We start from the raw sequence: 23,889 nt of genomic DNA, 5'->3' as shown, positions 1-23,889 counted from the left end.
GCCTGGGTGACGCGGACGCGGTAGCCGACGATCTCCGTGGGGCCCTCCTGGGCTATGCCGTACACCTGCAGGTAGCGGGCGGAGAAGCGGCCGGCCAGCTCGGTGGGGGAGTCGGTCCACGGGACGGTGAGGTCGTGGGCCTGCCCGGTGAAGCGCATGTCGGCCGAGCGGGTGACGGACACACCGGGCGAGTCCGGGCTCACCCCGAGGTCGCGGGCGGCCGCCGCGGCGAGGGCGGCGAAGACCTGGCCGGGGTCGGCGTCCAGGGCGGACAGGACGCGGTCGGTGGACAGGTCGCCGGAGAGCAGGCCGGCCGCCGAGCCGACGCCGCAGTACGCCGGGACGACCACGGTGGAGATGCCGAAGCGGGAGGCGACCCGGGCCGCGTGCATGGGGCCCGCGCCGCCGAACGCGATCATGACGAAACCGGCAGGGGCGATGCCGCGCTGCACGGTGACCACGTGCACGGCCGACCCCATCGAGGCGTTGGCGATCTCGTGGACCGCGTGCGCGGCCTCGGCCCTGGACACCCCCAGCGGCCCGGCCAGGTGCCGGTCGACGGCCTTCTCGGCGAGATCCCGGGACAGCGGCATCGTCCCCCCGGCGAAGGAGGCGGGGTCGAGGTAGCCGAGGACCAGGTTGGCGTCGGTCACCGTCGGCTCCTCGCCGCCCAGGCCGTAACAGGCCGGACCGGGTTCGGAGCCCGCCGACCTCGGCCCGACCCGCAGGGCGCCGGCCGGGTCCACCCACGCGACGCTGCCCCCTCCGGCGCCCACCTCGGCCAGGTCGATGGCGGGGGTCTTGACCGGCACCCCGGTCCCGGCCCGGCGGCCGCCGAAGCTGCCCTTGCCGCCGACGTGGAACTCGTGGGTGATCTCCGGAGCGCCGTCCCTGATCACGCAGGTCTTGGCCGTCGTGCCGCCCATGTCGAAGGAGATCACGTCCGGATAGCCGGTCGCCGCCGCGGCCAGCACCCCCGCGGCGGGCCCGGACTCGATCGTGGTCACGGCCCGGCGCGCGGCCAGCTCGGCCGACATCACGCCGCCGGCGGAGTCCATCACGTGCACCGGCGCGGTGATCCCGACGGCGGCCAGCCGCGCGGTCAGCCGCCGCAGGTATCCCGCCATCACCGGCCCGACGTAGGCGGACATGATGGTCGTGGTCGCCCGTTCGTACTCGCGCAGCTCCGGCCATACCTCCGAGGAGATCACCACGGTCGGGACCAGGGGGCCGAGGATCTCCGCGATCCGCCGTTCGTGGGACGGGTTGGCGTAGGAGTGCAGCAGGCAGACGGCGACCGCGGTGACGCCCCGCCGTGCGATCTCCTCGCCGACCCGGACCACGGCCGCCTCGTCCAGTGGCCGCAGCACCTCGCCGCGGCTGTTCACGCGCTCGGGCACCTCGAAGCAGTCCTCCGCCGCGACCGGCGGGGCGGGCGGGTCGAAGCGGAGGTCGTAGCGGTCCTCCTCCACCCGGGCGTACCGGCCGAGGGGGATCGCCGAGCGGAAGCCCAGCGTCGTGACGTAGGCGACCCGGACGCCCCGGCGCTCCAGGACCGCGTTGGTGGCCAGCGTGGTGGCGTGCACGACCCTGGTCACCGCCGACGGGTCGGTACGGCCCAGCGCCGCGGTGACCGCGGTGACGATCCCGTCGGTGGGGTCGTCATGGGTGCTCAGGCACTTGGCGACGGACATCCGCCCGTCCGGCCCGCTGAGCACCGCGTCCGTGAACGTCCCGCCGACGTCGACCCCGATCGCGTGGCTCACCGGCGTCCTCCGCCCGGTGGCCCGCCGTGGCGTCCGCCGCTGTGTTCACTCGCTCGCTCGCTCCGCGCACTCACGAAGCGCAGGCTATTTCCCTAGCAAGCGCTTGTCTATCCACCATTCTCTTGACTTCTGCACTACGGTTGCCACGCTTGTCCTTATCCCCCTTATGGAGTGGCGATGCGGCGGTCCGGATCTGCTCTGACCCTCCTCGGCGGCCTCGCGCTCGCGGTGGCCGCCATGACGCCTGCCCTGGCGCACGAGCATCCCAGCGGGATCACCGACCTGGTGACCCCCGCGGTGGTCCGGGTGGAGGCGAAGGCGCGTGTCGACGTCACCCTGCTGGACCACATCGGCGAGCTGGTCCACGTGGAGCGGAGCTACGAGGTGCCCATCGGCGCCGGCACCGGGACCGTCGTCACCCCCGACGGTGCCGTCGTCACCCTCGCGCGGGTGGTCAGGACCGACAAGGACATCGCGGTGTACGCCGCGAACAAGATCTTCGCCGAGCACCACAAGGTCAAGATCCCCCAGGACTTCGAGCGGCACACGATCAAGAACGACCAGCTCAACCACCACCTGCAGGAGTGCTACCCGCCCAAGCAGCCCACCGCGACCTGCATCGTCGACATCACCACCGAGATCCGCGTCTTCCCCAACATCTCCCCTCCCGACAAGGAGGGGTTCAAGGCCGAGATCGTCCGTGCCGACTCCAGGCCCGACGGCCCCGCCGTGCTGATGCCCGTCGGGCGGGCCGACGGCAGCGCGGGCCTGCCCACGGCGCCGCTCGCGGCCACGGTGCCCGACAAGGAGGGCTCGCCGGTGGCGGTCGCCGGGTTCACCGGGCGGCCCGCCACGGACCTGCCGGAGACCGTGGACATCGCCCACCTGCGAGCCGGGGGCGCCGGGACGGGCGGGCGGCAGTTCAAGGACCCCGAGAACAAGGTCGACGAGCCGGCGAAGCTGGGCGCCCTCGTCGACAAGGGCCTGATCGGCGGTCCGGTGATCGAGGACAAGAAGGGCGCGGTCGTCGGGCTGCTCGTCGGCGGCGGCAAGGACGGCCGGATGATCGGCGTCCGGGAGATCTCCAAGGCGCTGGCCGAGGCCAAGGTCGCGCCCAGGCGCGGCCCGATCGACGCCGCCTTCGAACAGGCGCTGACCCGCTTCCACACCAAGTACTACGGCGACGCCGTACCCGCCTTCCAGCGCGTCCTCGACCTGTATCCGGGGCACACCGTGGCGGCGGCGCACCTGAAGACGGCCCAGCAGAAGCGCGGCACCGCCGAGGACGAAGGGGTCAGGAAGTCCGCCACCCCCGTCGGCGACGCGGGTGGGCCGCCGCTGTGGCCCTTCCTGGCCGCCGGCGGCGTGTTGGTGGTGGCCGTGGTGGCCGGCGCGCTGCTGCTCTGGCGGCGCAGGTCCCCGCCGGGGGAGGGGCCGGCCGGCGACGGTCACCCCGGCACCACCCGGTCGGGGGACACCCGGCCAGGGACGGCCCCCGTGCCGATCGCCGGCCCGCCGCCCGCGCTGCGGCGCCCGCCGCCCGACGAGACGGCCGATCCCACGGTCGTGGTCAGCCGGTCCTTCCCCGCCCTGCCCAAGACCTCCTCCACCTCGCCCGGCCAGCCCGTGCTGGTCGCCCGGGACCCCGGCGCCAAGCCCGCCGATCCGGCCGCCCAGCGGCATCCCGGCGCCAAGGCCGGAGACACGGGGGTGCAGAAGTACTGCACCGCCTGCGGGATGCGGCTGGGCCCCGCACACCGCTTCTGCGGCTACTGCGGCCACGCCTCCGAGACGTGACGGCCGTGAACGAGAGAGCCCTGATCGGCCAGGAGGTGGCCGGATACCGCGTCGAGGACATCATCGGCAAAGGCGGTATGGCCGTGGTCTACCTCGCGGTGGACTCCCGGCTCAACCGCCGGGTGGCGCTGAAGATCCTCAACCCGCTGCTGGGTGAGGACGACCGTTTCCGCCAGCGTTTCGTGCTGGAGTCGCGGACGGTCGCGAGCATCGACCATCCCAACATCATCCCGATCTACGAGGCCGACTCCGCCGAGGACGGCACGCTCTACATCGCGATGCGCTACGTCGACGGCCCCGACCTGCGCCGCCTCTTCTACGACCGGGGGCCGATGCCGATCAGCCAGGTCAACCGGATCTTCGCGCAGGTGGCCGCCGCGCTGGACACCGCGCACGCGCACGACCTGATCCACCGCGACGTCAAGCCCGCCAACATCCTGATCGCCGGTCACACCGAGGGCGACCACGCCTATCTCACCGACTTCGGCATCACCAAGCACCGCACCTCGATCTCCGGGCTGACCCAGACCAACCAGTTCATCGGCACCCCCCGCTACATGTCTCCCGAGCAGATCAACAAGGAGCACATCGACGGCCGCTGCGACCAGTACGGCCTGGCCTGCGTGGTCTACGAGGCGCTGGCCGGGCGGCTGCCGTTCCAGCGCGACAACGAGATCGCGCTGCTCTGGGCGCATCTGGCCGAGTCGCCCACCCCGCTCAGCACGCTCCGGCCCGAGCTCCCGATGGAGGTCGACGGCGTCATGGCCCGGGCGCTGGCCAAGTCGCCCGAGCAGCGCTACGACACCTGCACGCAGTTCGTCGCCGAGCTCCGTGACGCGATCAGCGGCCAGTCCTACCAGCTCAACCAGGGCGCCCGGACGGTGCAGGAGAGCAAGACGCCCAGGTCCGGCGGCCGGGGCATCCTCATCGGAGCGGGGGGCGCGATCGTGGCGATCATCGCGCTGCTGGGGGTTCTCGCGACCTTCCTGCGGGGCGGCGACGCCTGGGTGCCCTACGAGGGCTCGGCCGCCGTGCCGATCGGGTTCGAGCACCCCGACGACTGGACCCCGCGCCCGCACGCGGACGTGTTCATGGTGGCCTCGCCGAAGGCGGGGGAGTTCGACGCGCTGTTCGCCACGCCGGTCACCGCCGACTGGGCTGCCGTCAACGAGATCATCAAGGACGCGCCGGAGGAGGCCACCGGCATCTACGCGCAGACCCTCGACACCCTCGATCCCCGCGGCGGCGCACAGCAGCTCCAGGAGACCCTGCAGTCCTCGCTGCCCGGCACGGTCAACGTCTACTCCGAGGTGGTCCAGGTGCTGGTGGGCGGCAAGCCCGCCGTACGGCTGGAGGGGTCGATCACGGATCCGCAGCGCGGCGGCAAGCTCGAGTTCACGGGGTGGGCCGTGGAACGAGCGGACGAACCCGCACTTATGATCTATTTCTGCGCGCCCGGCAGGTGTGACGACGCGCTTGCCAACCGGCTCGTGCGGAGCGTGTCCTTCCCGGCCTCGTGACTTGCGGCCGACTTGCATCCGGCTGGTCTGGGCGTTTTGTCCTATGTGAAATGAGGACGCGAGGGCTTAGTCTCCCCGCATGGCGGTTCCCCTCCTCCTTGTCCGGCACCCCCGCACGGTGTCGCTCACCCGGCACCTCCGCACGGTGTCGCTCACCCGACACTTCCGCGCGGTGTCGAAAATCGATCTGCTCATCGGATGCGCGATCATCGCCCTCGGCACGCTGGAGGCGTTCACCGTCGCGACCGAGTACGGCGCGACCGAGACCCCCGAACTGTGGTGGATCGGCCAGGCGGTCGTCACCGGCGTGCTGGTGTGGTTCCGCCGCAAGGCACCGGTCGCGGTCTACATCCTGATGATCCTCGCCCAGTACGCCTGGCACCGGCAGGGCTACGAGCACTGCCAGGTCTGGCAGCTCGCCTCCCTGCTCATCGTCTTCCACACGGTCGGCGCCGAACTCCCGTTCAAGCCGGGCCTCGCCTGGGCCGTGACCGGCATGCTGGTCTTCGACTCCGGCGCCGTCGACCACCGCTGGCTCCCCTTCGACGAGGTCATCTTCCTGACCGTCGTCTTCGGCGCCGCCTACCTCACCGGTCTCGCCGTGCACGCCCACGCCGCCCGGGCCCGCCGCCTGGCCGACCACGCCGCCCAGGTGGAACGCGACAGGGAGCGCCGGGCCGCCGAGGCCGTCGCCGAGGAACGGGTCCGCATCGCCCGCGAGCTGCACGACGTGGTCGCGCACAGCGTCAGCATGATGGTCATGCAGGCCGGGGTGCTCCGCCGTACGCAGGGCGGGGAGAACGAGGTGCTCCTCGGCATCGAGCGGATGGGCCGCGAGGCCGTCGAGGAGCTGCGCGTCATGCTCGGCGCGCTGCGCATGCCGCTCGACGAGGCCATCCCGCAGCCCGGCCTGGACCTGCTGCCCGGCACGGTGAGCACGCTCGTCTCCTCCGGGCTGAGGATCACCCTGGACGTCTCCGGCGAGCCGGTACGGCTCGCGCCGGGGCTGGACCTGTCCGCCTACCGCATCGTGCAGGAGGCCCTCACCAACGCGGTCAAGCACGCGGGTGAGTCCGAGATCCGGATCTCGATCTCCTACCGCGAGGGCCGGGTGGAGCTGGAGATCGTGGACGGCGGCGGCAGCGCCTCCTCCGGGCTGTCGACGGGCAACGGTCTCGTCGGCATGCGCGAGCGCGCCGCGCTGTTCGGCGGCGCGTTCGAGGCGGGCCCCCGTCCCGAGGGCGGTTTCCGCGTCCACGCGTCCCTGCCGATCTCCCAGGAGGCGTTCGCGAATGAACGGATCGGATAAGCCAATGACATGCGGGTCCCCCGAACGAGCCGGCGTTCCGCTGAGCGAGGAGAAGAAGTGAGCATCCGCATCGTGATCGCCGACGACCAGGCGATGGTCCGCGTCGGGCTGAAGCTCGTCGTGGAGAGCGAGCCCGGCATGGAGGTGGTGGGGGAGGCGGCCGACGGGCTGGAGGCCGTCACCGTGGCCCGCCGCACCCGGCCGGACATCGTGCTGATGGACATCTCCATGCCGCGCATGGACGGCCTCACCGCCGCCAGGAAGCTGCTGGACTGGCCGGACCCGCCGAAGGTCGTCATGCTCACCACCTTCGACACCGACGAGAACCTCTACGCCGCGCTCCGCGCCGGGACCAGCGGGTTCCTGCTCAAGGTCTCGCCGCCCGAGCAGCTCGTGGAGGCCATCCGCGTCGTCGTCGGCGGTGACGCGCTGCTCGACCCGGCCGTGACCACCCGCGTCATCGCCTCCTTCGCCGGCCGCCACGACCCCGCGCCCCCGCCGCAGCTCGCCGACCTCACCCCGCGCGAGCTGGAGGTGCTGCGGTTCCTGGCCCGTGGCCTGACCAACGCCGAGATCGCGGGGCAGCTGTTCGTCGGCGAGGCCACGGTCAAGACCCACGTGGCGCGGGTGCTGATGAAGCTTCATCTGCGTGATCGGGCTCAGGCGGTCGTGTTCGCGTACGAGTCGGGAGTGGTCCGGCCCGGGGCGGTGGTCGGGTAGAAGGAGACCCACTCCTCGCGGCTCATCCGGAGCATCTTCACCCCGAGCGAGCCCAGCGCGACCGTCGGGGCGAGCCACATCACGACGGTCACCGGGCCGTAGGGGACCGCCAGCGAGGTGCCGTAGCCGACGCCGACGGCGAGCGGGACCCACCAGTGCGCGAACCCGGCGCGCCAGACGCCGATGAGCAGGATCGGCAGGCCGAGGATCGCGAAGAAGATCCACGGCATCTGGAAGCCGAAGACGACGCCGGGCAGGTTCAGCATCTCGTCGAGGATGAGCTGGGCCTTCTCGGGGCTGTTGTGCTGACCGAGCCACCATTCGACCGGGTCGATCATGAGCAGGCCCGACAGGTTGATGTAGCCGAGGACGGTCAGCGGGCCCACGATGTGGCCGAAGACCACCGAGCGGCGGCGCATCACATGCAGCAGGCCGAGGGCGGCCAGGCCCATCAGCAGGTAGGCCCAGTGGTACATGGCCGACTCGACCTGGGCGAGGGTGGGGTTGACGCCGTAGCTGACCGCCTCGCGGTCGTCGCCCCAGGTGCCCGGGTCGAGGACGACGGCCACGGCCTGGAGCAGCGGGGCGACGATCAGCAGCGTGCCTGCGGCCACGCGCCGGAAGTCGGCGGAGTCTTTGAACATGGAGGTTTCCTTGCCTGTGCGGGAACTGTCGCAAGGAAGGTAGGTCGCCGTCCCCCGGCCGGTCGTCCGTCGCCGGGCGGATCCGCTGTCCCTCTCACGGGTAAGGCCGTCTCCCCCGAGGAGGCACGGCGAGGTTCCCGTCCGGAGGGAACGGCCGGCGGGCACGCCGCACGGAACGCCCTGCCCCGCGGACCCGCCACACCGCCATCCCGTGACGGGGCCGCCACCGGGTCAGGGGGCCACGGCGACCTGGGTCCGGTGGTGCTTGGGGTTCTCGATCTCGTCGACCAGCGCGACTGCGAGGTCGGCGTAGGAGAGCAGGCCCGTCTCCTCGCCGCCGGGCAGCACCTGTTCGCCGCCGGTCCGGTAGCGGCCGGTCCGCGGGGCCTCGTCGTCGAGCATCGTCGGCGGCGGCGTGACCATCAGCCAGTCGATCCCGGTCTCCGCCGCCCGCAGGACGTCGAGCTCCGCCGCGTGCCCGAGGGAGAAGCTCCTGGCCTCGTCCGGGAAGCCGGGCGCGTCCAGGACCCGCACTCCGGGTGCGGTCTCCAGGAGGGTGCCGATGCCGACGACCACCAGCCGGCCGACGCCCGCCCGTGCCAGGCCGTCCAGCAGGGCATGCGCCGCACCCACGTAGAACTCCTCCGCCGGCACGTCGAGCCGGGCGGCGGCGTTGATCGCCGCGTCGTGCCCGGCGGCGACCGCCGCCACGCTGTCCGCCCGGGTGACGTCGCCGGCCACCAGCGTCACCCCGTCACCGGTCAGGCCCTCGTACCCGGCCGGATCGCGCACCACCGCGGTGACCTGGTGGCCGCGGGAGACGGCCTCGGCGACCGCCCGCCGACCGGCCCGCCCGCCCGCGCCGAAAACTACGATCTTGCTCATCGCGGATGCTCCGTCCGTCAGGGCCGGCGGAGGATCGCCGGCCGATGTCGCGACGGTAGGGCGCGGGGGGTCGCTTTCCGCAACGATAGTTACGCCGACCAGCCGGTTCTCAGGCGGGCCGGGCCGGGGCGAGGCCCTTCATGAGGGTGGTCACCAGGTCGTCCATGTAGCCGGGCGGGATCTCGAACGCGTCCGGTCCGCGGCCCCAGAGCAGGTGGGGCAGGACCAGCTCGTGGCAGGCACCGACGATCATCGTGGCGGCGGCCTCGGCACCGGCGTCCGGGGCGAGGCGGCCGAGGTCCTGCTCGGCGCGCAGGTATCCGGCGAGGGCCGTCCGCAGTCCCAGCCCGTCCGCCACGGGATTGGGCATGCCGGCGAACAGGGTGAGCACCTCGGGCCGGGAGAGCAGGCCCGCGAAGGCGGGCAGGATCGCGGCGTGCAGCGCCAGGCCGTGGGTGATGTAGGCGCGCAGGTTGGCCTCGACGGTGCCGCTGCCCGCCCGGGAGGGCAGCTCGCCCAGCTCGCGCTCGACGCTCTGGACATGGGCGTGCAGGGCGAGCGCGAGGAGCTCCTCCTTGCCCGCGAAGTGGTTGTAGAGCACGCCGTCGGCGACCTGGGCCTCGCGGGCGATGTCGCGCACGGTGAGCCCGGCGGTGCCGCGCCGGGATATGAGGCGTTCGGCGGCGGCGATCAGGTGCTCGCGCAGGGTCCGACCGCCGTCGCCGTCACGCAGGGCGGCTGCTTTTCTCGGTGACATCACATCGCATCGTATTGACCGCCGGGGTCCGGCCGCGGCCGTGGGGCCGGATACCGGCGGGCCGGTCAGGGGCGGGTGGCGGTGACCAGCCAGGCGGCGCCGCGCAGCCGTACGACGCCGGGCTCCTCGTGGGGCCGGAGCGCCTCCGTGAGAGCGTCGCGGGCACGGGCGGCGGCCGCCGGGTCGACCTGGTCGAGCATGAAACGGACGGGTCCCCAGGCGCCGAGGAATCCGGCCGCGTCCTCGGCGTCCCGGCCCCACAGCTGGGGCGCCTCGACGGGCTCCGAGGTCACCGCCTCGAAGCCCGCGCCGGTGAGCACCTCGCGGATGCGGTCCGGGTCGGCCAGCGACTCCGGCCCCGGAGCGCCGGGGCCGGTGGTGGCGGGCCGTGCCGGGAGGTGTTCGGCCATCGCGGTGAGGACGGGTCCCAGGTCGTTGTCGCCCATCTCCCGCAGGGACAGGAAGGCCAGACGGCCCCCCGGCCGCAGCGCGCGGCCGAGGTTGGCGAACGCGGCGACCGGATCGGCGAAGAACATGATCCCGAACCGGCTGACGGCCACGTCGAAGCCCGCGTCGGGGAAGGGGTGGATCTGGGCGTCTCCCCGCTCGAAGGCCACGTTGGCGACGCCCTCGCCGGCCGCGCCGGCCCGTGCCCGCTGGAGCATCGGCGCCGACAGGTCGATCCCGGTGGCGTGCCCGAGCCGCGCCCGCCGGGCGGCCAGCCGCGTCACCTGCCCGTTGCCGCAGCCGACGTCGAGCACCCGGTCCCGCTCGCCGACGGCCGCCGCCGCGAGCAGGTGGTCGTTGAAGCCGCTGTTCACGGCGTCGTAGCGGTCCTGGTGATCGGCCCAGTGGTTGCCCTCGTAGCCGTTCCAGGCGTCGGCCTGCTCGGTGTTGACGATGGAACTCATCGGTTCTCCTCCTGGCCGGGCGCCGCCGGACGGCCGCGCCGGCTCCCTGACGTCCGTACGGTTCTCTTTATGAACGTTTGTTCATGAACGTATGTTCATAATGGGGTGCCGGGCTGGAGACGTCAACCGGGGAGGGGGCCGGCGCCCACGCCGGTCGTGGCTGCACTCCCCGCTTGGCGGAGATCACCTCGCGCGGTGCCGATCTGATGAGCGGCCCCCGCCCGCCCTCGTCGCCGCTTTCCGCCCTGTACCGCGCGTCGTGCTTCGCCACCGGATCCGTCACCGGATCGGCCATGCCGGCCGACACCGGTGATGAGTTGTCGCGCCCGCACCCGTCATATCTACGACGGGACACGACGAGGCGGAAGGATGACGTGATGAGTGCGGACACGCGGCTGGAGGAGCTGGGCGTGAGCGGGCTGGGCGAGGTCGACGAGCCGGCGTTCTCGGGGCTGGCGGAGCGGCACCGGCGGGAGCTGCACGTGCACTGCTACCGGATGCTCGGGTCGTTCGAGGACGCCGAGGACACCGTGCAGGAGACGTTCCTCCGTGCCTGGCGGCGGCGGGAGACCTTCGAGGGGCGGTCGACGTTCCGGGCCTGGCTGTACCGGATCGCCACCAACGCCTGCCTAGACCTGCTTGCCAAGTGCCGCCCGGAGCCTGCGACCGGCGGGGAGGTGCTGTGGCTGCAGCCCTACCCGGACCGGCTGCTCGACGAGCTGCCCGCGGGCGACGCGGACGAGCCGGAGACCGTCGCCCTCGCGCGGGAGACGATCGAGCTGGCGTACCTGGTCGCGGTCCAGCACCTCGCGCCGCGCCCGCGGGCCGTGCTGATCCTGCGGGACGTGCTCGGCTGGCCGGCGAAGGACGTCGCGGAGCTCCTCGGAGACTCCGTCAACTCCGTGAACAGCGCGCTGCAGCGGGCCCGCGCCGGCATGCGGGAGCACCTGCCTGCCGAGCGGCAGGACTGGACCGGCGGCGAGGAGGACGCCGGGACGCGCGAGCTGGTGCGCCGCTACACCGACGCCAGCGTGGCCACGGACATCGACGGGCTCGCCGCCCTGCTGCGGGACGACGTCCGCTGCTCGATGCCGCCCACGCCGGGCCTGTACGTCGGCCGCGACACGGTGGTGAACGACTGGGTCGAGAGCGGCTTCGAGGGCATGAAGCACCTGCGCGCCGTCCTCACCTCCGTGAACCGGCAGCCCGCCGTCGCCTTCTACCTCTGGCGGAAGCGGGAGGGCGCGTACCTGCCGCTGACGATCGACGTCCTGCGCGTCACCGGCGGGGCGATCACCGAGATCGTCACGTTCCACGACGACCGGTTCCCGCGGCTCGGGCTGCCGGAGCGCCTGCCGGCGGACGGCACGGAGTAGTCCCCCGCTCGCCGTACCGGCGTCCGGGAAGACTCCGGACCCGGCGGGGGAACGGACGTGTCGCGTGGTGGCCGAGGAGTCGCCGGGCGGCGGTCTGTGAGGGTCAGGTCGCGAGGAGGAGGGCTGTGCCGATCGCGATGTTGACGAGCAGGCCGAAGAGGGAGGGGAGCCGGCGGCCGGGCTGACGGGCCGTGGGGAGGTCGCGCCAGCGGGTGAGGGTGAGGGCCGTGCCGGCGGCCGTGGCCGCTGTGGCGAGGACGAACAGGGCGGAGGGCAGCGTGCCCCAGGCTCCGATCAGCCAGGCCGCCCAGAGGAGCAGGACGGCGGTGGTCGTGGTGTTGACCACGCCGAGACGGTCGAGCCGGGGGCGGTTGCGGGTCGGCTCGCGGCGGGTCGCCGGCTCCCACGCGGTCAGGGCGGCGCCGAGGGGCAGGAACAGGGTGATCGCGATCGCGATGAGGGCCTGGGCGCTGGGGGAGGGCTCCGGCGCGTCGTGGCCGAGCAGCCGCAGGCCCACGTGGTCGACGCCCTTGTCGGTGTTGCCCAGCACGACCACGCCGCGCCGGCTGTCGCGGTCGAGGCCGACGTACGCGCTGAAGCCGCCGGTGCCGCCGTTGTGCCAGGTCACCTGGCCCTTCTCGGTCTTCGTCGTGAACCAGCCGTAGCCGATGCGACGGGTCCGGTCCTGGGTGAAGCGGGGCGTCGCGGCGTCGGCGCCCGGGGCGCCGCCCTTGAGCATCGCGTCGGCGAGGCGGGCGAGGTCGGCGCTGGTGGACCAGACGCCGATGCCCGCCGGGAGGTAGCCCGTGCCCACCCATGGGTCCGCCTCGTGTCCGGCCCCCGTGTAACCGTGCGCCCTGCCCGTCACGGGGGTCGACGTGGTGGTGGCTCTCATGCCGAGGGGCTCCAGCACCCGCCGCTTCAGCAGCTCGGGATAGGGGAGGCCCGCCCGCTCGGCGAGCGCGTTCCCGAGCACCGCCACGCCGAGGTTGGAGTAGGAGACCTCGCCGCGCCCGGAGAGCCCGGCCGAGCCGGCCGCCTCGCGGACGTCGGAGACGTCCTGTCCGCCGTAGGGGTTGCCGTGGCTGTAGTTCGCGGCGATCCCCCTCGCCAGCATGCCCAGGCCGCCGGGCAGCCGGGGGAGGCCGGAACGGTGGCTGGTCAGTTCCTCGTAGGTGATCGAGTCCTTGAGGCCGGGCACCGGCGAACGCGGGTCGAGGCTGTCCCGGGCCGCCATGTCGGCGAGGATCATGCCGGTGAACGCCTTGGGAACCGAGCCGATCTCGAACGGGGTGGACGCGTCGACCGGACGTGGGACGGGCCCGCCCGTGTCGCCGACCCCGGCCGTGCGGATGACGCCGTTCTCGACCAGAGCCACGGACAGGGCGCGGTAGCCGTCGGATCCCGCCGCTTCGCGTACGGCCTCGGCCAGCGCGCGGTCACCCGTCGTCGCGGTCCCGAGCCGCGGCGGCGTGGGCGCGACGGCGAAGGCGATGAGTGCGGCCAGCCCCGCCGCCACCGCGGCGGCCAGCAACTGCCCCGGGGTGAACGCCGGACCGTTCCGTTTGAACATGAAACGCTTCCCTCCCGGGGGGTTGGATCGGATCGGGTCCGGGTCTCGTGTACGGCTCCTCGGGAGTGAAGATCAGAGCCGGGGCGGACCGCAGGGCGTTGGACGGGATTCGGCGCGTGGCATGCGGGAGAGGTGTCAGCCCCGCCGGGAGAAGTAGAAGAGCGCGGTCATGTAGGAGACGCCCGCGGCGGCGGCCAGGCCGGCGAACAGCAGGTAATCCTCGCCGCGCCAGATCTGCACGAAGAACCCGGCGAGCACGATCGTCATGAGCACGTGGGCCATGGCGCCGCGGGCGCGCAGCTCGTTGAGCCTGCGCCGCTCGTCGCCCAGCTCGCCGCTCAGCATCGCCGTGGTCTCGCTGCGTCTGCGCGTCAGCAGGAGGAAGGCGGCGTAGCCGGCCATGATGCCGACGAACACGAGTCCGAACACGACCTCGCCGCGGACCATGAACGGCACGCCCAGCAGCAGGCCGAGCAGAAGGCAGAACGCCGAGAAGAACCAGCGGTTAGTCGTCACAGTGGAAGACCTCCTCGACGGCTCGGCCGAAGAACCGGGCCAGTCGGATGGCAAGGGGGAGTGAGGGATCGTATCGGCCCTGTTCTATGGCGTTGATCGTCTGCCGGGACACGCCGAGACGCTCCCCGAGGGCCTGCTGGGAGAGCCCTGCGGCGCCTCGCAACTCCCTGACGTCGTTGTCCACAATGTAAAGCTCCTTTTACATGACCCGCTGCATGGAAAGTATCCTTGACACCTCTCATATGTCAAGCGAGCTTTACATCGGGCCTGTCGCCGCCCGAACGCGCCAAGGCGGGCGGCCGGGATCCGGCGCGCGGCGCACACGCCGGCGGCGATTACGGCGTCCAATGCGGCATCTCTTGATCTCCCGGGCGCGGGACGGGCATCCCGCGTCTCCGTGGGCGGCGTCCCGCTCCGGGGGGCGTCTGGCTCCAAGGGGCGTCCCGCTCCAGGGGAGGCGTCCCCGGTCGGTTTTTCCGGTTCGGCCGTAAGGGATGTGTCAATATTGGGAGGTATTGTGTATATTTTCCGTCATTAGGTCTCATCTGAGGGAGGATTTATCGTGAGAGCTTTCCCGCGTGTACTGTTCGACGAGGCGCACAGCGAGTCGTGGACTATCCGGCGGGATGCGGCCGAGACGATGAATCCCGGGCATCCCGACGACAACGGCTACGTGCGGGCCGCCGACATCCTGCGCCGCCTCGGCCACACCGTGGCCGCGCACACCGAGGGTCCGATCACCCCCGCCCTGCTGGGCCCGAACGACGTCTTCGTGATCGCGCACCCCTCGGCCGACCGCTGGGAGCGCACCACCGGCCTGGGCAGCCCCGTCTTCCCCGTGGAGGAGCTCGACGCGGTCGAGGCCTACGTGGCCGACGGCGGCGGCCTGGTCGTCCTGGCCGAGTGCGAGCAGGAGAAGTACGGCAGCAACCTCGAGGAGCTGCTCGCCCGCTTCGGCGTCGGCGTCGAGCACACCACCGTCCAGGACCCCCGGAGCGCCCACAACGGCGTGGCCGCCTGGGTCATGGGTTCCCCCGGCGACACCGACGGCCAGGACCTCCTCGCCGGAGCCCGCCGCGCGTGCTTCTACCGCGCGGGCGTGCTCGTGGCCCCCGACGACGCGACCGTCCTGTTCCGGACGTCGCCCACCGCGGACCCCGCCGGCCGGCCCCTGGCGGTGGCCGTACGGCACGGCAAGGGCCGCGTCGTGGTCCTCGCCGACTCCGACCTGTTCGGCGACGACTCCATCGGCGACTACGACCACGCCGCGCTCTGGGGCAACCTCGTCACCTGGGCCGCGCGCGTCCCCACCCCGGCGGACGCGAAGGAGTCGGAGGCCCGCTCCGCCTTCCAGGGCCTCAAGGACGCCGTGGAGGCGCTCAAGCCCCTGCAGGCCAAGGACGGCTCGATCGAGGGCGACCGCGACCGGGCGGTGGCGCTGATCTCCGAGATCGTCGACCACGTCGACGGCCTCATGCCGCGCTTCCCGCACGACGAGGCCTACCTCACCGCGGTCGTCGCCGACTTCCGCAAGTGGGTCGAGCAGGGGCTGGGCGTGCCCGACTTCCTGGACTCGCTCAACGCCTTCCACCCCGACACCCAGCGGGTGGACGGCCTGGAGCACCTGGTCGTCTTCCCGATGTACACCCAGAACGGCACCACCTTCCGCTACATCGAGGCCGTCTGGATCCGCACCGTCTGGCCCGAGTGGCTGGCCGAGCTGGAGAACACCCGCTACGACAACCCGATGTTCGTGCCGATCGCCTTCGAGGACTTCACCTCCGGCTACGACACCAACTCCGCGGTGCTCTTCCCCGAGACCGTCGCCGTCCGGGAGACCCCGTCCCGCTTCAGCTGGGGCGGCATCTTCTGCGACCGCGAGGCCGCCCGGTTCCGCGCGGTGAGCGAGGCCGCCGCCGCGACGCTCAAGCTGGCCCTGCCGCCGGACGCCGCCCGGCTGATCGAGTCGCAGGAGCTGGCCCAGGACACCTTCGTGCTCTGGGACCTGATCCACGACCGCACCCACAGCCACGGCGACCTGCCGTTCGACCCGTTCATGATCAAGCAGCGCATGCCGTACTGGCTGTACTCGCTGGAGGAGCTCCGCTGCGACCTCACCGCGTTCGGCGAGGCCGTGAAGCTGGAGCAGGAGGGCGTGCCGCACGCCCGCTACGTCCAGTTCGCGATCCTCTTCGACCGGCTCTTCCGCTTCCCGATCACCGGTGACCGGGTCCGCAACTACGACGGGCTCGGCGGCCAGCTCCTCTTCGCCTACCTGCACCGCAACGACATCGTCCGGTGGACCGACAACCGGCTGAGCGTGGACTGGAGCCGGCTCGCCGACGGCGTCGCCGACCTGCGCGCCGAGGTGGAGAAGCTCTACCGCGACGGCATCGACCGCTCCAAGCTCGCCCACTGGCTGGCCGCGCACCAGCTCGTCGCGGCCTACGTGGAGCCGCACCCCGCCTCGGTCTGGAACCGCGGCGTGGACGCGCTGCCGGTCGAGGGCTTCCCCAAGGCCGTGGTGGACGCGGTGCTGCCCGACGAGTTCCCCCTGAGCATGTTCTACGAGGCCCTGCGCCGTAAGCTCGGTGACGTCGTCGAATCCACGAAGGGGATCCGAGCATGATCATTCTTGTTGCCGGCGCGGCGGGTCCCGCGGGTCAGGCCGTCGTCCGCCGCTTCGCGGACAAGGGGCACACGGTCATCGGCGTGGACAAGTCCGGCGCCGACGGCACGCTCGCGGTCGACCTGCTCGACTTCGACGCCGTCAAGAAGCTCGCCCGCGACATCGAGGCCGAGCACGGCAGGGTGGACGGGATCGTCCACCTGGTCGGCGGCTGGCGCGGGTCCAAGACCTTCGCCGAGACCAGGCTGGAGGACTGGGACCTGCTGCACGACCTGCTGGTCCGCACCCTCCAGCACGTCACGCTCGCCTTCGAGCCGCTGCTCAAGGCGAGCGAGCGCGGCCGGTTCGCCATCGTCTCGGCCAAGGCGGCCGAGCGCCCCACCCAGGGCAACGCCGCCTACGGCACCGCCAAGGCCGCCTCCGAGGCCTGGACGCTGGCCTTCGCCGACGCCCTGGAGGGCACCGGCGCGACGGCGAATATCCTGGTCGTCAAGGCGCTCGTGAACAAGGCCATGCGCGAGGCCGCCCCGGAGCGGAAGTTCCCGGGCTTCACCGACGTCGACGACCTCGCCGGGGCGATCGACGGCCTCTGGGACACCGACGCCAACGGCACCCGGCTGGACCTCACCCGCGAGTGAGCGTGACAGGCACCATGGCGGCCGGCACCGTATCGCCGGCCGCCTCGCTGAGGGGAAAGAAGTGACGGACGCGATCCGCAGGCACGACCCGCTGGTGAAGGGCTTCGCCAGCGACAACTACGCCGGGGTGCACCCGGAGATCCTCCAGGCCATCGCCCTCGCCAACGAGGGGCACCAGACCTCCTACGGCGACGACGTCTACACCGGGGCGCTGCAGGAGGTCTTCCGCGGGCACTTCGGCCCCACGGCCGAGGCGTGGCCGATGTTCAACGGCACGGGCGCCAACGTGGTCGCGCTGCGCGCGATGACCGCCCCCTGGGAGGCGGTGGTCTGCGCCGAGTCGGCGCACATCCACACCGACGAGGGCGGGGCGCCGGAGCGGTCGGCGGGGCTCAAGCTGCTGACCGTGCCCACCCCGGACGGCAAGCTCACCCCCGCCCTGATCGACCGGCAGGCGTGGGGCTTCGGCGACGAGCACCGCGCCCAGCCCAAGGTCGTCTCGATCACGCAGACCACCGAGCTGGGCACGCTCTACACCCCGGCCGAGATCAAGGCGGTCTGCGACCACGCCCACCAGCTCGGCATGCTCGTCCACCTCGACGGCGCCCGCGCCACCAACGCGGCCGCCGCGCTTGACGTGCCGCTGCGCGCGTTCACCACCGACGTGGGCGTGGACGTGCTGTCCTTCGGCGGCACCAAGGCCGGGCTGATGTTCGGCGAGGCCGTCGTGGTGCTCAACCCCGACGCCGTCCGCGGCCTGCGCTACCTGCGCAAGACCTCGATGCAGCTCGCCTCCAAGATGCGGTTCGTCTCGGTCCAGTTCGAGGCGCTGCTCGCGGGGGACCTGTGGCTGCGCAACGCCCGCAACGCCAACGCCATGGCCCAGCGGCTGGCCGCCGCCGTCCGGGAGATCCCCGGCGTGGAGGTCCCGCGCCCGGTGCAGGCCAACGCGGTCTTCGCGATCCTGCCGCCGGACGTGACCGAGCGCCTGCAGAAACGCTTCCGCTTCTACACCTGGAACGAGGCCACCGGCGAGGTCCGCTGGATGACGGCGTTCGACACCACCGAGGCGGACGTGGACGCCTTTGCCAGCGCGGTGGCGGAGGAGATAAACTCCTGCGCATGAACAAGCACAGTCTGGGGCTGTGGCGGGCCGCCAATCGGCGGACCCGCTAGCCAGCCTCGACTGCGCAACCAGACGGCCGCCGTGAACCGGCGGCCGTTCTCCGTTTCCGGGTACGGCCCGGCGCGCGGCGGTCCCCTTTTCGACAAGGAGTGACCATGACCAAGCGCGTCTTCTCGGCTTTCAAGCCCACCGGCCACCTCACACTCGGCAACCTCCTCGGCGCGATCCTGCCCGCCGTACGGCTTCAGGACGAGGCCGACTGCGTCTACGCGGTCGCCGACCTGCACGCCCTGACGATCAAGCACGACCCGGAGCGCCTGCGCGCCCGCACCCGCGAGGCGGCGACCCTGCTGCTCGCCTCCGGTCTGGACCGCTCACTGGTCTACATCCAGTCCCAGGTGCCCGCGCACACCGAGCTCGCCTACCTGCTGGAGAGCACCGCCTACTTCGGCGAGATGCGGCGGATGATCCAGTTCAAGGAGAAATCGGCCAACCAGGAGGAGGTGCGTCTGTCGCTGCTCACCTATCCCGCGCTGATGGCCGCCGACATCCTGCTGCACCGGGTGGACCTCGTGCCGGTGGGAGAGGACCAGCGCCAGCACGTCGAGCTCACCCGTGACCTGGCCCTGCGGTTCAACCGCCTCTACGGCGAGACGTTCACCGTGCCCGAGGCCGCGCACCCGCCGATCGCCGCCAGGGTCATGGACCTGACCGCGCCCACCTCGAAGATGGGTAAGTCCGACGGCTCGGACGCGGGGACGATCTACCTGCTCGACCCGCCCGCCGACATCCGCCGCAAGATCATGCGTGCGGTGACCGACTCCGACGACGAGGTCCGCTACGACCCCCAGGGGAAGCCGGGCGTCTCCAACCTGCTCACCCTGCTCGCGGTCTGCTCCGGGCAGCCGATCGGGTCGCTCGCCTACGAGGGGTACGGCGCGCTCAAGCGGGACACGGCCGAGGCCGTGGCGGAGACGCTGCGGCCGATCCAGGAGCGCCACGCGGAGCTGTCGGCGGATCCCGCCGAGCTGTCGCGCCTGCTGGCCGCCGGGGCCGCGCAGGCCGTCGAGCGCACCGCCGGCCTGGTGGCGGCGGCCCGCGTGGCGATCGGCCTGCCCTGAAGGAGGCCCTCTGATCAGCGGGAGGCCCGCTGTGCCGGGACGGCCGGCCCCCGCGGATCAGTTCTTGTGGTTCGTCTCGTTCTCGTAGGCGGTGAGCTGCTGTTCGAGGGCCTTCATCAGCTCGAACACCTGGCTCGGGGGGATCCGGATCCGGCTGACGATCCGGGTCGGCACGCTGACGAAGTGCTGCCCCGAAGAGGGGTCGTTGGCGAGCTGGGGCGGTCTGGTGATCACCGCGAAGTCCAGGACGAAGCCATCCTGGGTATGCCAGACGGAGGCGAAGTTGGCGTACTGCCCCGCTTCTACCTCGGCGGAGATGCTCACCTCCAGGCGGTTCTCCGGCTCGTCGTTCACCATGATCTTCTGTCTCCTCCGGCCAGGTTGGCTCCATGCTGCCCTGGCCGGAAACCGGCCGTGCAGGGACGCGCCGACGCTATTCAAGGATGGAAGGCAGCGGTTGGGCACCGCGCTGCCGCAGCATGTCGGTCATCAGTTTGATCTCACCCGCCTGACCGTTGACGATGTGCCCGGCCATCGTGGCCACCTCGTCGCGGTCCGACAGTTTCAACAGTGCCTGACTCATCTGCACGCCGCCCTCATGGTGGCGGATCATGAGTTGCAGGAAGAGGATCTCCTGCTCCTTGCCGGTGGCCTCGCGGAGCCTTTTGAGCTCCTCCTCGCCGGCCATGCCGGGCATCGCGGCAGAGGTCTGGGCCGTTCCGCCGTGGCCGTGACCGGCCATCCACGCCATCGCCGGCCGTTCGCTGGACTGGTTCAGCCCCCACTGCTGCAGCCAGCCGCTGAACATCCCGCGCTGGGCGGTCTGCGTGACGATGATGTCGTAGGCGAGCCGCCGCAGCGCCTCGTCCTGGCTGCCGTCCCTGGCGATGAAGGACATCTCGACGGCCTGGGCGTGGTGGACGGACATGTCGCGAGCGAATCCCGCCTCGGCCGAGGCGTCGGTCGGGGCCGTGGTCCTGCCGACGACCAGCAGCAGAACCGCCGCCACGGCCAGACAGCCGAGCAGCACGCCGAGCGCCACGCGGCGCCTCGTCTTCGGGGGTTTCTGGGCAGGGGTCTCCATCGCCTGCCCAGACTACCCACTGTCCGCAATCGTCGGTGTATCACGCGTTGTGATTCCCTTATCCTCCACACACGCCGGTAGGGCATAGTGTGACCCGAAATTGGTTGCCGGCTGGAGGGTCGATGACGAAGGAAAAGGCGCAGGCGAGACGGGAACACATCGCCCGGATGCGTCAGGAACAGAAGCGTAAGGAGCGCAGGACAGCGTTCCTCATGTGGGGCGCCGGCGGCGCCGTCATCGTCCTGCTCGCCGGGCTGGTCGGCTTCTACCTGATCAACGAACGCGCGACCAGCTCGCTGGACGCCGTCACCAGTGCGAAGTACCCGGGGGGCGCGCACGTCGAGACCCGGGTCAGCTACACGGAGACCCCGCCGCTCGGCGGCGAGCACAACTCGGCCTGGCAGACCTGCGGCGTCTACGACAAGCCGATCAACAGCGAGAACGCCGTCCACTCGATGGAGCACGGCGCCGTGTGGATCACCTACCAGCCGGACCTGCCCAAGGACCAGGTGGAGACGCTGAAGAAGCTGGCCTCCAAGGAGTACATGCTCCTGAGCCCCTTCCCCGGCCTGCCCGCCAAGGTCGTGGCCAGTTCCTGGAACAAGCAGATCAAGCTGGACAGCGCCGACGACCCGCGCCTGGCCAAGTACATCGCCAAGTACAGGAACAACAGCGCCGAGACCCCCGAGTTCGGCGCCTCCTGCGACAGGGGCGTGGACACCACCACCGCCGAGGCCCCGATCCCGACGGCCGCTCCCACGGCGGCTCCGAGCAGCAGCGCCTCCGCCACTCCCGAGCCGTCCACGGCCCCGGACGCGACCTCGTCGCCCAGCGCCACGCCGAGCTCCTGACATCACCGGTACGGCCCGCGCCCGGCGCGGGCCGTACCGGTCCGGGGCGCCCTCTAGGCCAGCACCCGCTCCAGGGGCATCGCCTCCAGCCCGTGAGCCTCGGCCACGGGCAGGTTGGTCAGGTGCCCCTCGTGCGTGTTCAGGCCGGCGGCCAGCGCCGGGTCGCTCCTCAGCGCCTCGCGCCAGCCCAGGTCGGCGATCGCCAGGGCGTAGGGCAGGGTCACGTTGGTCAGGGCGTAGGTCGAGGTGTGCGGGACCGCGCCCGGCATGTTGGCGACGCAGTAGAAGATCGAGTCGTGCACCCGGTAGGTCGGCGCGTCGTGGGTCGTCGGCCGGGAGTCCTCGAAGCAGCCGCCCTGGTCGATGGAGATGTCGACCAGGACGGAGCCCGGCCGCATCCGCGAGACCAGCTCGTTGCTGACCAGCTTGGGCGCCTTCGCGCCGGGCACCAGCACCGCGCCGATGACCAGGTCGGCGGCCAGGACCGCGCGCTCGACCTCGTAGCTGTTCGAGGCGACCGTCTGGCAGTGGCCCTGGTAGATGATGTCGGCCTGGCGGAGCCGGTCGATGTTCTTGTCCAGCAGCACCACCTCGGCCTGCATGCCCAGCGCGATGACCGCGGCGTTCATGCCGGACACCCCGGCGCCGATCACCACCACGTTCGCCGCGTGCACGCCCGACACCCCGCCCATGAGCACGCCGCGCCCGCCTTCGGGCCGCATCAGGTGGTAGGCCCCCACCTGCGGGGCGAGCCGTCCGGCCACCTCCGACATCGGGGCCAGCAGCGGCAGGGAGCCGTTCGCGCTCTGCACGGTCTCGTAGGCGACGCCGGTGACGCCGGATTCGAGCATGGCGCGGGTGCACGCCTCGGACGCGGCCAGGTGCAGGTAGGTGAACAGCACCTGCCCCTTGCGCATCCGGTGGTATTCCTCGGCGACCGGTTCCTTCACCTTCAGGACCAGGTCCCCCTCGGCCCACACGTCGTCCGCCGAGTCCAGGATCATCGCGCCCACGCTCCGGAAGTCGGAGTCGGGGATCGAGGATCCGGCGCCGGCGTCTCTCTCGACGAAGACCTGATGGCCGTGCCTGACGAACTCATGGGCTCCCGCGGGAGTGAGGGCCACCCGGTATTCGTGGTTCTTGACCTCGCGGGGAACTGCGATCTTCACGGCTCCTCCAGGATTCGCGCCTGTGTCTTCTTCACTCTGCGTTCCCCGGAAAAGGACCACCATGTGCAAGATGGAAGGAATTGACAGGCGATGATGACAGGTTGTCGAGTTTCATGAATCGCCGGTTCGACAGAGTCGGCTTTACTGTCCGGTTACCCGGTCCTTTCACTGATCGGTAGGCTCGCCGCGAGCAAATGCGAGGATGCGGGGACATGACGATGGAGACGCACGCGGGTCCGGGCGACCCACCCGTGCCGCAGGGACCTCCACCCGGGTCTCACGGACATCTTCCGGCGACCGGGCGGCACGCCGCTCCCGGGCCGCAGGGCTCTCCGACGGAGCCGTACACGGCCGCGGGGCCGCCGGACTCTCCCGCGGAGCCGTTCGCCGCCCCCGGGTCCCCGGGTTCTCCGACGGAGCCGTACATCGCCGCAGGGCCGCCGGGTTCTCCGACGGAGCCGTACATCGCCGCAGGGCCGCCGGGTTCTCCGACGGAGCCGTACATCGCCCCCGGGCCCCCGGGTTCGCCCGGCTCTCCGACGGAGCCGTACACGGCCGCCGGGCCCCCGGACTCTCCCGCGGGGCCGTTCGCCACCCCTGGGCCGCCCGGCTCCCCGGCGGAGCCGTACGGCGCTCCGGGAGGGCCTGGAACCCCGGGTGGACMCCAGGGCCCCGCGGGGCCGCCTGGAGCCCCGGCCGGACCTCAGGGCGGGCCCCACGGACCGGCCGGGCCCCACGGGCCGGCCGGGCCTCACGGCCCCACGCCGCCCGGCTCTCCCCTGGGCCCGCAGGGGCCGCGGCCGGGGGGCGGTCCCGGCGGGGGCGCGCCGGGTGACCCGAGGGCGAGCAGGGTCACCACCGTCGTCCTGATCGTCGCCCTGGTCGTCGTCGTGCTGACCGCCGGCGTGCTCGGCACCCTCGCGGTGCTCATGACCAGGAATCCCGACATGCCGCTCGGCGCGCCGCCTCCCCGGCGCCTGTCGGTCCCCATCCACTTCGCCCCGGTGACCGGCTCGCAGTCCGGCCCCTGCGCGACCCCCGAGGGCGTGCCCGACGACACGGGACAGACCTGCTACACCCTCGCCGGGGGAGTCAGCGTGACCGCCGTGCACAAGATCGAGGCGGTCCAGGAGAAGAGCGGCGCCTACTCGGTCAGGATCGCGTTCGCCCCCGCGTTCCGCGACCAGATCAACGATCTGACCCAGGAGGCGGTCAAGCAGCAGATCGCGATCGTGGTGGGGGAGAAGGTGGTGGCGGCGCCCCGCGTCGCCCAGGTGATCACCGAGGACAGCCTCAGCATCGCGGGCTCCTTCACCAAGGAGCAGGCGGACGCCATGGTCGCCCGGCTGCGCGGCGCGGTGGGCGCCGTGACGCCGTCGCCCCCACCACGATCGCGATCTGCTGCTTGACCGCCTCCTGGGTCAGATCGTTGATCTGGTCGCGGAACGCGGGGGCGAACGCGATCCTGACCGAGTAGGCGCCGCTCTTCTCCTGGAC

22 protein-coding genes are annotated in these 23,889 nt (G+C 71.8%); 11 read left to right on the top strand and 11 right to left on the bottom strand.

The window, feature by feature from the left end:
- Positions 1-1,766: hydantoinase/oxoprolinase family protein (locus tag CA984_RS27105; RefSeq protein ID WP_086576367.1), on the bottom strand; the 1,766-nt coding region annotated here is incomplete at its 3' end.
- A gap of 177 nt (positions 1,767-1,943) precedes the next feature.
- Here CA984_RS27105 and CA984_RS27100 point away from each other — a divergent pair.
- The 4 genes from CA984_RS27100 to CA984_RS27085 all read left to right on the top strand — a co-directional run bounded on the left by CA984_RS27100 (position 1,944) and on the right by CA984_RS27085 (position 7,112).
- Positions 1,944-3,563: a zinc ribbon domain-containing protein gene (locus CA984_RS27100; RefSeq protein ID WP_086576366.1), complete on the top strand. Its 1,620-nt coding sequence runs from the start codon at positions 1,944-1,946 to the stop codon at positions 3,561-3,563.
- 5 nt (positions 3,564-3,568) lie between these two features.
- Positions 3,569-5,083, top strand: a complete 1,515-nt coding sequence (locus CA984_RS27095) for a serine/threonine-protein kinase (protein WP_242676194.1) — start codon at positions 3,569-3,571, stop codon at positions 5,081-5,083.
- Positions 5,084-5,162: 79 nt separating this feature from the next.
- A complete protein-coding gene (locus tag CA984_RS27090; RefSeq protein WP_086576364.1) occupies positions 5,163-6,392 on the top strand; it encodes a sensor histidine kinase in 1,230 nt (409 codons plus the stop codon).
- Between the two features lie 57 nt (positions 6,393-6,449).
- A complete protein-coding gene (locus CA984_RS27085) occupies positions 6,450-7,112 on the top strand; it encodes a response regulator (protein WP_086576363.1) in 663 nt (220 codons plus the stop codon).
- On the opposite strand, the gene CA984_RS27080 is transcribed toward CA984_RS27085, so the two are convergent.
- The 4 genes from CA984_RS27080 to CA984_RS27065 all read right to left on the bottom strand — a co-directional run bounded on the left by CA984_RS27080 (position 7,052) and on the right by CA984_RS27065 (position 10,309).
- Complete coding sequence (locus CA984_RS27080; RefSeq protein ID WP_086576362.1) at positions 7,052-7,756, bottom strand: hypothetical protein; 705 nt, start codon at positions 7,754-7,756, stop codon at positions 7,052-7,054. The genes CA984_RS27085 and CA984_RS27080 overlap by 61 nt on opposite strands.
- Before the next feature lie 231 nt (positions 7,757-7,987).
- Positions 7,988-8,641, bottom strand: coding sequence for an NAD(P)-dependent oxidoreductase (locus tag CA984_RS27075; protein ID WP_086576361.1), 654 nt, complete (start codon positions 8,639-8,641; stop codon positions 7,988-7,990).
- Between the two features lie 109 nt (positions 8,642-8,750).
- On the bottom strand, positions 8,751-9,398 hold the full coding sequence (locus tag CA984_RS27070) for a TetR/AcrR family transcriptional regulator (RefSeq protein ID WP_086576360.1): 648 nt from the start codon (positions 9,396-9,398) through the stop codon (positions 8,751-8,753).
- A gap of 65 nt (positions 9,399-9,463) precedes the next feature.
- A complete protein-coding gene (locus CA984_RS27065) occupies positions 9,464-10,309 on the bottom strand; it encodes a class I SAM-dependent methyltransferase (protein WP_086576359.1) in 846 nt (281 codons plus the stop codon).
- Positions 10,310-10,686: 377 nt separating this feature from the next.
- Between CA984_RS27065 and CA984_RS27060 the strand changes: the two genes are divergently transcribed.
- Positions 10,687-11,685 carry an RNA polymerase subunit sigma-70 gene (locus tag CA984_RS27060; RefSeq protein WP_086576358.1) on the top strand — a complete coding sequence of 333 codons (999 nt, stop codon included), beginning with the start codon at positions 10,687-10,689 and terminating at the stop codon, positions 11,683-11,685.
- Between the two features lie 103 nt (positions 11,686-11,788).
- On the opposite strand, the gene CA984_RS27055 is transcribed toward CA984_RS27060, so the two are convergent.
- The 3 genes from CA984_RS27055 to CA984_RS27045 all read right to left on the bottom strand — a co-directional run bounded on the left by CA984_RS27055 (position 11,789) and on the right by CA984_RS27045 (position 13,958).
- Positions 11,789-13,258, bottom strand: a complete 1,470-nt coding sequence (locus tag CA984_RS27055; RefSeq protein ID WP_086576357.1) for a serine hydrolase domain-containing protein — start codon at positions 13,256-13,258, stop codon at positions 11,789-11,791.
- A 135-nt stretch (positions 13,259-13,393) separates the two neighbouring features.
- Positions 13,394-13,774, bottom strand: a complete 381-nt coding sequence (locus CA984_RS27050; RefSeq protein ID WP_086576356.1) for a hypothetical protein — start codon at positions 13,772-13,774, stop codon at positions 13,394-13,396.
- Positions 13,764-13,958 (bottom strand): helix-turn-helix transcriptional regulator, encoded by a 195-nt coding sequence (locus CA984_RS27045; protein WP_086576355.1) that lies wholly within the window; start codon positions 13,956-13,958, stop codon positions 13,764-13,766. Before CA984_RS27045 ends, CA984_RS27050 begins: the two co-directional genes overlap by 11 nt.
- 378 nt (positions 13,959-14,336) lie before the next feature.
- Here CA984_RS27045 and CA984_RS27040 point away from each other — a divergent pair, with 378 nt between their 5' ends.
- The 4 genes from CA984_RS27040 (at position 14,337) to trpS (ending at position 19,288) form a co-directional block, all read left to right on the top strand.
- On the top strand, positions 14,337-16,403 hold the full coding sequence (locus CA984_RS27040; RefSeq protein WP_086576354.1) for a DUF6421 family protein: 2,067 nt from the start codon (positions 14,337-14,339) through the stop codon (positions 16,401-16,403).
- Positions 16,400-17,041: an SDR family NAD(P)-dependent oxidoreductase gene (locus tag CA984_RS27035; RefSeq protein WP_086576353.1), complete on the top strand. Its 642-nt coding sequence runs from the start codon at positions 16,400-16,402 to the stop codon at positions 17,039-17,041. Before CA984_RS27040 ends, CA984_RS27035 begins: the two co-directional genes overlap by 4 nt.
- 61 nt (positions 17,042-17,102) lie before the next feature.
- Positions 17,103-18,167: a threonine aldolase family protein gene (locus CA984_RS27030; RefSeq protein WP_207621044.1), complete on the top strand. Its 1,065-nt coding sequence runs from the start codon at positions 17,103-17,105 to the stop codon at positions 18,165-18,167.
- A gap of 155 nt (positions 18,168-18,322) precedes the next feature.
- Positions 18,323-19,288, top strand: a complete 966-nt coding sequence (gene trpS, locus CA984_RS27025; protein ID WP_207621043.1) for a tryptophan--tRNA ligase — start codon at positions 18,323-18,325, stop codon at positions 19,286-19,288.
- A 57-nt stretch (positions 19,289-19,345) separates the two neighbouring features.
- Here the strand turns inward: trpS and CA984_RS27020 are convergent, their stop codons facing one another.
- Both CA984_RS27020 and CA984_RS27015 read right to left on the bottom strand, forming a co-directional pair.
- Positions 19,346-19,645: a DUF3467 domain-containing protein gene (locus CA984_RS27020; RefSeq protein WP_031167651.1), complete on the bottom strand. Its 300-nt coding sequence runs from the start codon at positions 19,643-19,645 to the stop codon at positions 19,346-19,348.
- 76 nt (positions 19,646-19,721) lie between these two features.
- Entirely contained in the window at positions 19,722-20,330 is a 609-nt protein-coding gene (locus CA984_RS27015) for a DUF305 domain-containing protein (RefSeq protein WP_242676193.1), read from the bottom strand.
- A gap of 164 nt (positions 20,331-20,494) precedes the next feature.
- Between CA984_RS27015 and CA984_RS27010 the strand changes: the two genes are divergently transcribed.
- Positions 20,495-21,223: a DUF3105 domain-containing protein gene (locus tag CA984_RS27010; protein WP_086576349.1), complete on the top strand. Its 729-nt coding sequence runs from the start codon at positions 20,495-20,497 to the stop codon at positions 21,221-21,223.
- A 53-nt stretch (positions 21,224-21,276) separates the two neighbouring features.
- Here CA984_RS27010 and ald read toward each other — a convergent pair whose 3' ends face one another.
- Positions 21,277-22,392, bottom strand: coding sequence for an alanine dehydrogenase (gene ald, locus CA984_RS27005; RefSeq protein ID WP_086576348.1), 1,116 nt, complete (start codon positions 22,390-22,392; stop codon positions 21,277-21,279).
- Positions 22,393-23,282: 890 nt separating this feature from the next.
- Between ald and CA984_RS46475 the strand changes: the two genes are divergently transcribed.
- Positions 23,283-23,801 carry a SecDF P1 head subdomain-containing protein gene (locus CA984_RS46475; RefSeq protein ID WP_165781426.1) on the top strand — a complete coding sequence of 173 codons (519 nt, stop codon included), beginning with the start codon at positions 23,283-23,285 and terminating at the stop codon, positions 23,799-23,801.
- Positions 23,802-23,889: the final 88 nt, after the last annotated feature.

The organism is Streptosporangium minutum (assembly GCF_002149035.1).
In the GTDB taxonomy this organism is placed as follows: domain Bacteria; phylum Actinomycetota; class Actinomycetes; order Streptosporangiales; family Streptosporangiaceae; genus Streptosporangium; species Streptosporangium minutum.
This window is presented reverse-complemented; position numbering and strand designations above follow the sequence as displayed.